This window comes from Rhizobium sp. No.120 (genome assembly GCF_054558365.1).
Genome location: NZ_BAAJNQ010000001.1, coordinates 866,443 through 878,265 on the forward strand (window position 1 = coordinate 866,443; position 11,823 = coordinate 878,265).

Below are 11,823 nucleotides of genomic sequence, written 5' to 3' on the forward strand. Positions count from 1 at the left end.
GCCGGCGATGTCAAATATGTTACAACCCAAGGGCGGCCGATGCGTTATCGCTGATCCAAAGTCCGCATAGCGCGATCCTCGCAGGCGCCAAGGGAGGAGCCAGCCGCAACGTCGACATACCCGGCCAGCGCCGGGTTCCCCCAGCTTCGACGGCATCCGGTATTGCCCGCCTCGCCGCCGCCATCCGGTCGGAGGATCATGATGACCGCATTGGATAGCTTACGTTCTCTGTCCCCTCAGCAACGAAACACCGTGATCGCAGCCTATCTGGGCTGGACGTTGGACGCTTTCGATTTCTTCATTTTGGTTTTCGTTCTCAAGCATATAGCCGAAGAATTTCACACGGATGTCCCCGCGGTTGCCGTGGCAATCTTTCTTACCCTCGCCATGCGGCCAGTCGGCGCCCTGATCTTCGGGCTCGCGGCGGACCGTTTTGGGCGGCGCACGACCCTGATGGTCGACGTGCTGCTTTATTCCGTCTTCGAATTCCTGACCGGCTTTTCGACCGGCCTGACGATGTTTCTCGTGCTGCGCGCCCTCTTCGGCGTTGCCATGGGCGGCGAATGGGGTGTGGGTGCGTCACTCGTTATGGAGACGATACCGGAGGATTCCCGTGGTCTGGTATCGGGTATCCTGCAGGCCGGCTATCCCTCGGGCTATCTGATCGCGTCGATCATCTTCTTCCTGTTGTTTCCTATCATCGGCTGGCGCGGCATGTTCTTCGTCGGCGCGGTGCCGGCGCTGCTGGTGCTCTATATCAGGCGCAATGTGGAGGAATCCCCGGCCTTCCTGCAGCGGCGGGCCAAGCCGCAGCGACCGTTTCTTACCGTGCTGCGCGAGAATATCCCGCTCTTCCTCTGGGCGGTGCTTTTGATGACCGCGTTCAATTTCTTCAGTCACGGAACCCAGGATCTCTATCCGACCTTCCTGGAAACCCAGCGGCAATATGATTCCTACACGGTCGGTGCCATCGCCATCGCCTACAATATCGGTGCGATTGTCGGTGGTCTGACCTTCGGGTCCCTGTCGCAGCGCTGGGGCAGGCGGCGGACTATCGTTATCGCGGCGCTGCTGGCCATACCCGTCGCTCCGCTCTGGGTCTGGGGTCAGGGGCCGGTCATGCTCGCGATCGGCGCCTTCTTGATGCAGTTGTTTGTCCAAGGCGCCTGGGGCATCATTCCCGTGCATCTCAACGAATTGTCGCCGGATGAGGTCCGCGGCACCTTCCCCGGATTTGCCTATCAGCTCGGCAATCTGCTGGCCTCGGGCAATGCCTCGATCCAGGCGGGGCTGGCCAAGCGATGGAATGGCGACTATGCGCTGGCGTTGTTGATCGTGGCCTGCATCGTCGCTGTCGTGGTCGCCGTTTTTGCCGGCTTTGGCTTCGAGAAGAAAGGTGTTCGGTTCGGGGACAAAGATGCAAGCCAAGCAGACAGTACCGTCCGAGCCTGAACAGGCTCGCCGTCATGGTTAGCAAGGGCCGACCGATACCGCCGGCCCTTCTTCACTTTCCGCAGATTTCCGAGATCTTGGCCTGGGCGAAGCCGCGGGCGAGCTCCTGCAGTCCACCGACCGAGGATATCAGCTCACCGATCGGGCCATTGATGCCGAGATGCAGGTCGGTGATGTGGCATGCGCCGACATCGACGGTCATGGAGGCGTCGAGCTCACCCTTGATCGTCGTCTTCAGTACGCCGTGCGATTTGCAGGCCATCTCTGCGTGGGCATTGATCTGGACGCCACCGTTCGGACCGTCGCAGACATCGAGCGATTTCACCTCGAACTTGTCCTTGTGATCGACACCGGGCAGTTTCTTGCAGGGATCGGCCTCGTTCACGGATTTCTCGATCTCCGGGCCAAATTTGCTCTGCAGGAGCGACCAGCATGAGCCGGGCGCGGCCTCCGCCGTCATAGCCGCCATCGGAAGCGGAGAAAGCGGCAGCACGATCGCTGCCGTCAGCAAGGCCATACGAAGCGGCGGTAGGAGCGAGACGGGGAACATGGGATGTTTCAGGTTCACGACGATCTATCCTCTCAAGGGAAGAAGCAGCCAATCAGGCCTGGTGTTGCCACACTCTTCCATCTCTTCCTTCGCCAAGGCAATCCCTTGACGTGACGATGACCTATGCCGGATATCCCAAGCTTGGGAGCAGGGGCAACGATCGACAGGGCATAAGGAGTTACCGGTCGGCAGTACCGCGCTCAAATCGGAATGGTCTGTCCGCCGGAGGGAGCTTCCGGCGGCTCCGTATCTGCGTCGTAACCCAGATGCTTCGCCTTACGGAACCATTCTGCCGCCTTGCCCGCGTCCGCGGTGACGCCATCGCCGTCGCGGTACATCATGGCGAGATTATAAGCCGCACCGGCATAACGGTGCTCCGCCGCCCTCTCGAACCAATAGACGGCGCGATGACCATTCTTGGGAACGCCTTCGCCATCGCGGAACATGACGCCGAGGTTGTATTCGGCCTCGACATCGTTCTGCGCAGCTGCCTTCAGGAACCATGCGATCGCCTCGGGCTGATCCTGTTTGATCCCGTCGCCATCGGCATACATGGCTCCGATGTTGAACTGCGCGCTGGCATCGCCTTGGTCGGCTGCCTTCTTGAACCAGGAGAAGGCGACAGTGCCGTCTCTGGCGACACCTTCGCCGTCGCGATACATGATGCCGAGATTATATTGCGCCTCGACTTTTCCCTGTTCAGCCGCCTTGCGATACCAGATAATGGCCTTGCTCTTGTCCTTGCCCGTGCCATCGCCCTGGTCGTACATGGTGCCGACATTGAACTGCGCATCGGCGTCGCCTTGTTCGGCGGCCTTGCTATACCAGGCAAATGCTTGCGGCTTGTCCTGGGCTACACCTTGGCCCGTATCGTAGACGACGCCAAGATTGTATTGCGCGTTGAGGTACCCTTGTGCCGCAGCCTTCTTGTACCAGATAACGGCCTGGCTCTTGTCGGCGGTAACGCCTTCGCCCTGATCGTACATGGTGCCGACGTTGAATTGCGCTTCGGCATTGCCCTGATCGGCGGCCTTCTTGTACCAGCTGAGGGCGAGCGTCAGGTTCTTTTCGACGCCATTGCCCTCCTCATACATTCGCCCGAGTTTCAGTTGCGCGGCGGGATTGCCCTTGTTTGCCAGCGGACGCCAATAATCCAGGCCGGATTTGATATCGCCGCGATCGTAGCTGTTTCGTCCGACATCGGCTTGTGCGACTCCCGCAAACGCCAGCGCGAAGAGCAAACCTGTTGCCGCTTTCTTCCAGTTCACAATCTACCCCGCAGTCGAAATCCGTTGAATGTCGAGCGCTTCGCAACCGCTAAGGCACGAGCACCATCAGCAAATGGAACAAGAGCCAGCCCGTGCTGACGCCTGAGCCTTTTTTATCGCCGGCCCCTTGTCCCAGCGGTCCGAGATCTTTGATCGGGCCGTCGCCATTGGCTTCCATATAACTGAGTCCGTGTTGTGCTTCCGGCAATCCTTTGGCCGCCGCCTTGTTGAACCAGTCGGCACCGATCTTGGAGTCCTTTGGCACGCCATAGCCGTTATAATACAGATATCCAAGACCGTATTCCGCCCGAGCGTCGCCCTGACCGGCGGCTTTGCGAAACAGAGTGGCTGTTTGGCCATAGTCTTTAGGAACACCGGCGCCCTGATAATAAAGGTAGGCGAGGGCATATTCGCCCTGTGAATTGTTCTGGTCGGCCGCCTGGCGATACCAATTTGCGGCGGCGGATTTGTCAGCCGTCGTCCCCTGACCGTTCTCGTACATGTAGCCGAGTGCATATTGCGCATCGGCATGACCCTGACTCGCTGCCTTCTGGTACAAATCAAAGGCTTTGCCATAGTCCCTGCCAACGCCGCGGCCGGCCGCATACATGTAGGCGAGGGCGTATTGACCTTGTGCGTCGCCTTGTTCGGCCGCCTTGCGATACCATCTCACCGCGCTGTCATCGTCAGTCTTCACGCCTTGGCCGTTGGCGTAGAGATAGCCGATGGCATATTGCGCATCGGGGCGGCCCTGATCGGCAGCTTTGCGATACCATTGCAGCGCCTGCCTATAGTCTCGGGCGACGCCTATCCCGTTTGCAAGACTGTAGCCAACGGCGTATTGCGCGTCAGCGCGGCCTTTCATCGCCGCCTTCATATACCAGGAATAGGCTTCGGCATCGTTCCGTGCGACACCCTTGCCGTTAGCATAGGCATAGCCGACCGCATACAGGCCTTGCGCACTCCCTTGGTCGCCAGCCTTTTTATACCAGGCGACGGCCTGCTCCTGGTCTTCTTCCGTGCCACGACCGTTGTCGTACATATAGCCGACGGCGTATTGAGCATCGGGCCGACCCTGGTCGGCAGCTTTGCGATACCAGGCGAGTGCGATCGCCTCGTCCTGATGCACCCCGAGGCCATTGGCATACATGTAGCCGAGGGCATATTGCGCCTGGGCCTGCCCCTGAGCGGCGGATTTCTGGTACCAGGTGACGGCGTCTTCATTATTGACAGCCATGCCGCGGCCATTGGCATAGGAATAGCCGATGGCATATTGGGCATCGGCATTGCCGGCCTGTGCCGCCTTCAAATACCAGTCATTTGCTTGTTTCAGATCGGTGTCGACGCCGCGGCCGCTGGCATACATGTAGGCCAATGCATATTGGGCCTGTGCATTGCCTTGGTCGGCCGATTTCCGATACCAATCGACGGCCTCAGCGTCATCCTGCTCCACGCCCTGACCATTGGCGTAGCGGTAGCCGAGACCGTATTGGGCCGCCGAATTGCCCTGTTTTGCGAATTCCACCCAGTATTTCAGATCGATTTTCGTATTGGCGGGGCCAGGGGCAGGATCCTCGGCATGAGCAAGCCAGGGCAGCGAAAGAGCGAGCGCCAACCCCAATGCGTAGCTCTTTGTCTTCAAGGCTTCAGTCTCCACCTGCGTCCCAGACCGTAATCGATCTGAACAATATGGCGATGTCTTGGTCAAGGGATCGCAGGAACCCAAATAGCAGTGGATTTAATACCCCCGGACGATGGGATCGCTATACCGGGAGCACGTCGTAAAGGCGGAAAATCCATGTGATCTGATAGATCAGCTCGACGATCACGAACGCCGCCTGAAAGCGTCGGTTGGCGGTGATCGAGGCAATGATGCATAGGATGACATAGACGACATTGCGTATTGGATATTCCCAGCCGAGCGAGCGGAAATAGGCTTCACCCTTCAACAACGTGTCGATGAGGTCGACGGCGTAGGTGACGGCGAGCAGGCCGAAGAACCAATGGCGGCGGGAGATGAAATATTCCTCGAAGCCGCCATAATCTTCGACCGACGGCGGATTGAGCAATACGCACAGGAAATAGAAGAGGCAGCAGAAGCAGATGAGGAAGAGATAGACGCCGAAATTGATCTGCGCGACCGATTGCAGCCGGTACTCCCACCACCAGAAATGGATGATGAAGAGGAACATGGACAATACCCAGCCGATATGGACCGGGTAGATCTTGTTCTTGCCCGGCGACTGCACAAAACCGGCGAGCCGGGTCAGAAGCTGAGCCAGCGAAAGGCCGATCACCATGCTCATGACCGTCCTGATATAGACGTAGACTTCCGGTGTGTGCGCGGAATCCATCGCGTCAGCTCTCCTCCGGTACGGCCTTCGGCAAGCCGCTTTCATCGAGCGCGACCATGATGAAGGTCGCAGCCGTGACTTTCTCCAGGCTGTTATAGCGGGCGCGGTGCGCCCATGCTTCGACGCTCAGCGTGATCGAAGTGCGGCCGACGCGTTCGATGTCGGTGAAGACGCTCAGCGTATCACCGATCTTGACCGGCAGTTCGAAGGCCATCTCCTTGACCGCCGCCGTGACCACGCGCCCGCGGGCGCGTTCAGCAGCGCGGATGCCGCTTGCCAAGTCCATCTGCGCCATGACCCAGCCGCCGAAAATATCGCCGGCAGGATTGGCGTCGGCGGGCATGGCAAGCGTGCGCAATGTGAGCTCGCCTCTCGGTTTGACGCTGTCATTCATTCTTCTGCTCCTGTTCACGGTCGATTCCGACAATCAGCCTATGCAATCCGGACGCGATGGAAAAGCCATACCCGCATTTCCAAGGAGGACTCCTGTGGGTGCTTTGCTTCAACCACTATGCGGTGACGTGGTGCCTGCGTGAAACACCGAGATCAGCCTGCAGTAAGCTTTCGTTCACCCTTCCCATTTAGAATTTGTAATCCTTACCGACCGTGGCTGGGGCAGCGGATCAGGACTATGGCCATTTTACCCATTCTACGGCGGGTCGCGCTGCCATTGCTGTTGTCGTCGGCGCTGGTCGCCTGTACGGCAGATAGCCTCGTGCCGCCTTCTGGCATCGACAGCTCCTCGCGCGTCGGCTCCATCAAGCCGCATCGCAGCGTGCCGCAGCGCCAATTTGCCTATCAAGGGGTGCAGGATCCTGTCGTTTCCGCATCGAGCAGTTACAAGAGCGGCGGCCCGGTTCGTTCCAATGGAACCGGTGAGGCGGTGACGACCTCGGATGTCGAATCCGGTCTTGCGCAGCAATCGAACATTCCGTCGCAAGGCGTCAACATGGATGCCGAACTCGGCGTCGGCCCGAGTGAGGAGGCGCAATCCGCCTCGGTGGTCGGATTGGCGCAGGAAGAGCAGCAGAATATCGCCGAAGGTCAGTCCGATCAGCCCGTGGTCGATGGCATCGGCACCGATGCGCCGGTGCAAACCAACCGGTCGATTGTTCCGCGACCGGCGGCACAGGCCGAACTCAACCAGTCGCGGATACAGCGGCAATTGCCCGGAACGCAGGTCGCGATGCTGCCGCGTGTCGAAAATCCGATACCGCGCCTCGATCAGCAGTTTGAAGCGCCGCAATCGACGCCAGGCATGATGCCCCCTTCGGAAATCGCCTGCCGTCAGGAATTGCAGCGCATGGGCGTGGTCTATACCGACAAGCCGGCGATTTCGAACGGCCCTTCATGTCAGGTTCCCTATCCGGTTTCGCTGAGCGGTCTCTCCGGTAACATCGCAGTAAGGCCGGCAGTCACGTTGAATTGCCAGGTGACGCTTGCCTTCGCCAAATGGGTGAAGAACGAACTGGCGCCGGCAGCGCGTACCCGCTACTGGTCTGGCATCGGCACGATCGTGCCGCTCGGTGGCTATTCCTGCCGTCGCATGAACAATAGCCGGCAACGCTATAATCCGATGTCGGAACATGCCCATGGCAATGCGATCGATGTCGGCACCTTCGTGCTGAAGAATGGCCATGTGATCGACATACGTAAAAAGGGGCTCTTTTCCTTTCGCGAAGGCGCGCTGCTCAAGGCTGTGCGCAGCGACAGCTGCCGCTATTTCGATACCGTGCTTGGCCCGGGCAGCAATCCTGAACACTGGAACCACTTCCATTTCGACCTCAGGGACCGTCAAGGCGGCCGGCGCTATTGCAGCCTTTGATTGGCCTTTTGCCGGGACAGCATCCACCCTTGCCAAACGGGAAAGCTGATTTACCTTTCGGCGGAATCACGCTCGACTGCATGGGCTGAATGTCAGGGAGGGGTTCATGGAAGACGTACCGAGACGAAAGAGAAGCCTGGGAAGAGCGCTCCTTGCCGCTTTGATTGCCATCGTTATCGTTATCGGCGGCCGCTGGTATGCCTATGTCGCTTATGCCGATGACCCCTTCGATGAAGTCGGCATCGGCCTCAACTCCATGATGCCTGGACCTATTCGCGACAAGGGTTGCGCGATGTTGAAGGCCCGCTTCGAGCACAAGACGTTGCCGCCGGCGGGCTGCGGCGTAAACGGCAACTGGTAGGTTCTTTCCCGATCGTAAGCCGGCAAAAAAGAAAAAAGCCGGCGGAGCCGGCTTGAGTGGAGCATGGCAACGACGGGGAATCCTTGCCCGCTCCAGAAAAGAACTTCATGTTGCAATGATGCTGCATGCAATATGAATGCAAAGCAATAAATCGGCCAGTACGGCAGGCGCCGACGGTGTCGCCAAGAGGCGTTGGGCGGAGTTGCGACAAACGTTGCTCACCTAAGAAACTATATGCCCGACGAAGGTCACGATTTGATGACAGCTTATTTGCCCTGCGCGAACGCTGTGTTTCGCTACCGTGGGGTGGTCAAAGCTTAGAACCGGTTATATAGCGGGCAAACGCCGCGAAATTCATCACAAAAACCGGACTTTGCCTCATTATGGCTCCGATCATTTCTATCCGCAATCTTACCAAGACCTACTCCAACGGGTTTCAGGCGCTGAAAGGCGTCAGCCTCGATATCGAGCAGGGCGAAATCCTAGCGCTGCTGGGGCCGAACGGTGCCGGCAAGACGACGCTGATTTCCATCGTCTGCGGGATTGCCAATCCAAGCGGCGGAACAGTGACCGTCGGCGGCTATGACGTCGTGCGCGATTTCCGCGCCACACGCAGCATGATCGGGCTCGTGCCGCAGGAATTGACGACCGATCAGTTCGAAACCGTCTGGAACACGGTCAGCTTTTCGCGCGGGCTGCACGGCAAGAAGCCGAAGCCGGAATATATTGAGAAAATTCTGCGCGATCTTTCGCTTTGGGAGAAGAAGGATAACACGCTTCGCCAGCTATCCGGCGGCATGAAGCGGCGCGTGCTGATCGCCAAGGCGCTCTCGCATGAACCGGAAATTCTCTTCCTCGACGAGCCGACTGCCGGCGTCGATGTGGCCTTGCGCAAGGACATGTGGCATGTGGTCGAGCGCCTGCGCGCGTCCGGCGTCACGATCATTCTCACAACGCACTATATTGAGGAAGCTGAAGAAGCGGCCGATCGCGTCGGCGTCATCAATGGCGGAGAGCTGCTGCTGGTGGAGGAGAAGAAAACGCTGATGGCCAAGCTCGGCCGCAAGCAGCTAATCCTCGATCTGAACGAGCCGCTCGACGCCGTACCCCACTCTCTCGACGGAAACGGGCTTTCGCTTGGCCCGAACGGTCTGACTTTGATCTATGATTTCGATGCCCAGCACGAGCAATCGAGCATTGCGGCTCTGCTGTCGAAACTCGCTGCAGAGGGAATTCATTTCAAGGATCTTTCGACGCGTCAGAGTTCGCTCGAGGATATTTTCGTATCGCTGGTGGAGGCAGGCAAATGAACTTCGAAGCGATCAAGTCTATCTATTCGTTCGAAATGGCCCGCACGCGCCGCACTCTGCTGCAGAGCGTCGTCTCGCCGGTCATTTCCACGTCGCTCTATTTCATCGTCTTTGGTGCGGCGATTGGATCGCGCATCAACCTGGTCGAGGGCGTTTCCTATGGGGCGTTCATTACGCCCGGGCTGATTATGCTGACCTTGCTCGGCCAGTGCATCAGCAATGGTTCTTTCGGCATTTATTTTCCGAAGTTCACGGGCACGATCTACGAGGTGCTATCAGCGCCTGTCGCAATGGCCGAGATCGTTCTCGGTTATGTGGGCGCGGCGGCGACCAAGGGCATGCTGATCGGCTTGATTATCCTTGCGACGGCGAGCTTCTTCGTCGAGATCAGGATCGAACATCCCCTTATGATGATCCTGTTCTTCGTGCTGACGGCAGTCACCTTCAGCCTGTTCGGTTTCATGATCGGCATCTGGGCTGGGAATTTCGAGCAGCTGAACCTGATCCCGATGCTGGTCGTGCCGCCGCTGACCTTCCTTGGCGGCAGCTTCTATTCGATCAACATGCTGCCGCCCTTCTGGCAGGCGGTCAGCCATCTCAATCCGGTCCTCTATCTGGTCAGCGGCTTCCGCTGGAGCTTCTATGGCATTGCCGACGTCAATCCGGCGCTGAGCCTTGCCATGATCACGCTCTTTCTCGTCGTCTGTTTGATCATCCTGGGATGGATTTTCCGGACGGGATATCGCTTGAGAAATTGATGGCGGTGCGGGGCTGGCGGGCCTAAGAAGGCCTGCGGCTCTTGTAGCCGCAACAAAATGGTCCAGGAAAGCATTCGATGTCGCAGGCTCATCTCACACCTTCGCTGTCCCAGGCACTCTTCCGGCTCGATCAACTAACCAATTGGGAGCGCAAGCCGCGCGGGGAGATGCGGGTCGGGCTCGAGCCGATGTTGGATCTCATGCAGCGCCTGGGCAATCCGCATCGGAGCTTTCGCGCCATCCACGTTGCCGGCACCAAGGGTAAGGGATCGGTATCGGCGCTTCTCGAAGCGGGATTGCTGCGGGCCGGTTGGCGGGTCGGACGTTATGGGTCGCCCCATGTCGACCGGGTGAACGAGCGTGTCAGTATTCTTGGCCAGGAAGTCGAGGATGATGCGCTGGCGACGGCAATCATGCGGGTTCTGGACAGCTATGCGAGCGCGAAGCAGGCGGCAACCGCCGCCGAGGATGCCACCTGGTTCGATGTGATAACGGCTGCTGCTTTCGTCGTATTCAGGGATGCCGGTTTGGATTGGGTCGTGGTCGAGGTCGGGCTGGGCGGCAGACTAGATTCGACGAACGTGGTCTTCGGCGAAGTCGCGATCGTGACCAATATCGGCCTTGAGCATACCGAAATTCTTGGAAGCACGCGCGAGGCGATCGCACGGGAGAAGGTCGGTATATTGAAGCCGGGTGCGACGCTTGTGACAACGCTTGCCGCCGACGATGTCGCAGGACAGGTGTTGCAGCAGCGCGCCGATGAGCTGGGCTGCAGGGTGCTCCGGACCAATCTTCCCGAAGATGCGACGATTGCCGCGACGAATATCGCGCTGGTCGGCCTTGCATTCGACCATCTGGGTCGGCAGGGCGAGAGTGTGCGGGAGGGAAGCGAAAAGGCTCAGCTGATTGGCGCATGGCTGCTCGAACAAGCGGTCATCGATAAGGCCCGTTTGCCAGGGCGTATGGAGCGTTTCGATGTCTCTTTGCCGCCCTCAAAGGGACGGCAAAGCCTTCCCGTCATCATGGATGGCGCGCATGTGCCGTTCAATATCGAAGCTGTGCTGCGCGATATTAGGCGTTCCTCCTGGGTCAGCGGCGAATGCATTGCCATCGTTGCACTGGCATCCGATAAGGATGCGCCCGGCTTCTTGAATGTATTATCCCGATACGTGGCTTACGCTGTCTTTACGGAAGCCTCTGGATCGGGTCGTGCCCATGCGGCGAGCGAGCTGGAAGCGTTGGGGAAGTCCATGGGTATGGCTTGCGAAGCCGAGCCGGACCCGCATAAGGCCCTGGATCGGGCTATTATAAAAGCCGCCGAGCGCGGTGGCTGGATGCTTGTCACCGGTTCGCTCTATCTCGTCGGTGCGCTGCGTAGCGTGATCCTGAGAAGTACCCGATGACGGACATTGTGATCAGGCCTGCTCTTGCCGGGGATGTTGCTGACATCGCCAGACTGCATCGCTCGGTCTGGTGCGACACCTATCGCGATCTGGCGCCTGCTGAAGTTTATCGGATCCTCGATGAAGATTACCGCCGCGTGCGATGGGCCGATATGCTGGCCACTCCGCTTAGGGATCAGCGTGTGTTCCTGGCTGAACAAGGTAGGCGACTTGTCGGCATCGGCTCGATTGCAGCGTCGTCCGAGCCAGCATTTGAGGCGCGCGGTGACATAAAATCGCTCTATATCGATCCCTCCACCAAGCGTCAGGGACTTGGCCGCCGGCTCATGCAGACAATGATGGAAGAGTTTGCTTCCATGGGATATTCGGGCGCCGCGCTCGGCGTTGTCGTCGGCAACGAGCCCGCGATCGCTTTCTATCGCGCGCTTGGAGGGCAACTTATCGGCCGTTACACCGATCCGGGACCTGTCTGGCGATCCGACAATCTCATTTTCGCATGGGACGATCTGTCTCTTCTAAGCTGAGCGTCCCATATGAGCGGC

Annotated in this window: 12 protein-coding genes; 7 read left to right on the forward strand and 5 right to left on the reverse strand. The window is 58.8% G+C overall.

The window, feature by feature from the left end; all coding sequences use genetic code 11:
• Positions 1 to 201 precede the first annotated feature (201 nt).
• Entirely contained in the window at positions 202 to 1,452 is a 1,251-nt protein-coding gene (locus ACYJRZ_RS04365; RefSeq protein ID WP_459456937.1) for an MFS transporter, read from the forward strand.
• A gap of 52 nt (positions 1,453 to 1,504) precedes the next feature.
• Here the strand turns inward: ACYJRZ_RS04365 and ACYJRZ_RS04370 are convergent, their stop codons facing one another.
• From ACYJRZ_RS04370 to ACYJRZ_RS04390, 5 genes are all read right to left on the reverse strand, one after another.
• Positions 1,505 to 2,020, reverse strand: coding sequence for a hypothetical protein (locus tag ACYJRZ_RS04370; RefSeq protein ID WP_459456432.1), 516 nt, complete (start codon positions 2,018 to 2,020; stop codon positions 1,505 to 1,507).
• 182 nt (positions 2,021 to 2,202) lie between these two features.
• Positions 2,203 to 3,270 (reverse strand): SEL1-like repeat protein, encoded by a 1,068-nt coding sequence (locus tag ACYJRZ_RS04375; protein ID WP_459456434.1) that lies wholly within the window; start codon positions 3,268 to 3,270, stop codon positions 2,203 to 2,205.
• A 49-nt stretch (positions 3,271 to 3,319) separates the two neighbouring features.
• A complete protein-coding gene (locus ACYJRZ_RS04380; RefSeq protein WP_459456436.1) occupies positions 3,320 to 4,912 on the reverse strand; it encodes an SEL1-like repeat protein in 1,593 nt (530 codons plus the stop codon).
• Positions 4,913 to 5,033: 121 nt separating this feature from the next.
• Complete coding sequence (locus ACYJRZ_RS04385) at positions 5,034 to 5,624, reverse strand: hypothetical protein (protein ID WP_459456438.1); 591 nt, start codon at positions 5,622 to 5,624, stop codon at positions 5,034 to 5,036.
• Between the two features lie 4 nt (positions 5,625 to 5,628).
• Positions 5,629 to 6,018 (reverse strand): acyl-CoA thioesterase, encoded by a 390-nt coding sequence (locus tag ACYJRZ_RS04390; protein WP_069613114.1) that lies wholly within the window; start codon positions 6,016 to 6,018, stop codon positions 5,629 to 5,631.
• Positions 6,019 to 6,255: 237 nt separating this feature from the next.
• On the opposite strand from ACYJRZ_RS04390, the gene ACYJRZ_RS04395 reads away from it, so the two are divergent.
• The 6 genes from ACYJRZ_RS04395 to ACYJRZ_RS04420 all read left to right on the forward strand — a co-directional run bounded on the left by ACYJRZ_RS04395 (position 6,256) and on the right by ACYJRZ_RS04420 (position 11,805).
• Entirely contained in the window at positions 6,256 to 7,449 is a 1,194-nt protein-coding gene (locus tag ACYJRZ_RS04395) for an extensin-like domain-containing protein (protein ID WP_459456440.1), read from the forward strand.
• A 106-nt stretch (positions 7,450 to 7,555) separates the two neighbouring features.
• Positions 7,556 to 7,810, forward strand: coding sequence for a hypothetical protein (locus tag ACYJRZ_RS04400; RefSeq protein WP_459456443.1), 255 nt, complete (start codon positions 7,556 to 7,558; stop codon positions 7,808 to 7,810).
• A 383-nt stretch (positions 7,811 to 8,193) separates the two neighbouring features.
• Complete coding sequence (locus tag ACYJRZ_RS04405; RefSeq protein ID WP_459456445.1) at positions 8,194 to 9,120, forward strand: ABC transporter ATP-binding protein; 927 nt, start codon at positions 8,194 to 8,196, stop codon at positions 9,118 to 9,120.
• Positions 9,117 to 9,878 (forward strand): ABC transporter permease, encoded by a 762-nt coding sequence (locus tag ACYJRZ_RS04410; protein ID WP_459456447.1) that lies wholly within the window; start codon positions 9,117 to 9,119, stop codon positions 9,876 to 9,878. The genes ACYJRZ_RS04405 and ACYJRZ_RS04410 overlap by 4 nt, the downstream gene beginning before the upstream one ends.
• Before the next feature lie 77 nt (positions 9,879 to 9,955).
• On the forward strand, positions 9,956 to 11,281 hold the full coding sequence (locus tag ACYJRZ_RS04415; RefSeq protein WP_459456449.1) for a bifunctional folylpolyglutamate synthase/dihydrofolate synthase: 1,326 nt from the start codon (positions 9,956 to 9,958) through the stop codon (positions 11,279 to 11,281).
• Positions 11,278 to 11,805, forward strand: coding sequence for an N-acetyltransferase family protein (locus ACYJRZ_RS04420; RefSeq protein WP_459456451.1), 528 nt, complete (start codon positions 11,278 to 11,280; stop codon positions 11,803 to 11,805). Before ACYJRZ_RS04415 ends, ACYJRZ_RS04420 begins: the two co-directional genes overlap by 4 nt.
• Positions 11,806 to 11,823 lie beyond the last annotated feature (18 nt).

Excerpts from the sequence above, each read along its gene's own strand:
- ACYJRZ_RS04400 (WP_459456443.1), top strand. The coding sequence starts at position 7,556 with ATGGAAGACGTACCGAGACGAAAGAGAAGCCTGGGAAGAGCGCTCCTT.
- ACYJRZ_RS04410 (WP_459456447.1), top strand. The coding sequence starts at position 9,117 with ATGAACTTCGAAGCGATCAAGTCTATCTATTCGTTCGAAATGGCCCGC.
- ACYJRZ_RS04365 (WP_459456937.1), top strand. The coding sequence starts at position 202 with ATGACCGCATTGGATAGCTTACGTTCTCTGTCCCCTCAGCAACGAAAC.
- ACYJRZ_RS04420 (WP_459456451.1), top strand. The coding sequence starts at position 11,278 with ATGACGGACATTGTGATCAGGCCTGCTCTTGCCGGGGATGTTGCTGAC.
- ACYJRZ_RS04385 (WP_459456438.1), bottom strand. The coding sequence starts at position 5,624 with ATGGATTCCGCGCACACACCGGAAGTCTACGTCTATATCAGGACGGTC.
- ACYJRZ_RS04390 (WP_069613114.1), bottom strand. The coding sequence starts at position 6,018 with ATGAATGACAGCGTCAAACCGAGAGGCGAGCTCACATTGCGCACGCTT.
- ACYJRZ_RS04395 (WP_459456440.1), top strand. The coding sequence starts at position 6,256 with ATGGCCATTTTACCCATTCTACGGCGGGTCGCGCTGCCATTGCTGTTG.
- ACYJRZ_RS04415 (WP_459456449.1), top strand. The coding sequence starts at position 9,956 with ATGTCGCAGGCTCATCTCACACCTTCGCTGTCCCAGGCACTCTTCCGG.
- ACYJRZ_RS04405 (WP_459456445.1), top strand. The coding sequence starts at position 8,194 with ATGGCTCCGATCATTTCTATCCGCAATCTTACCAAGACCTACTCCAAC.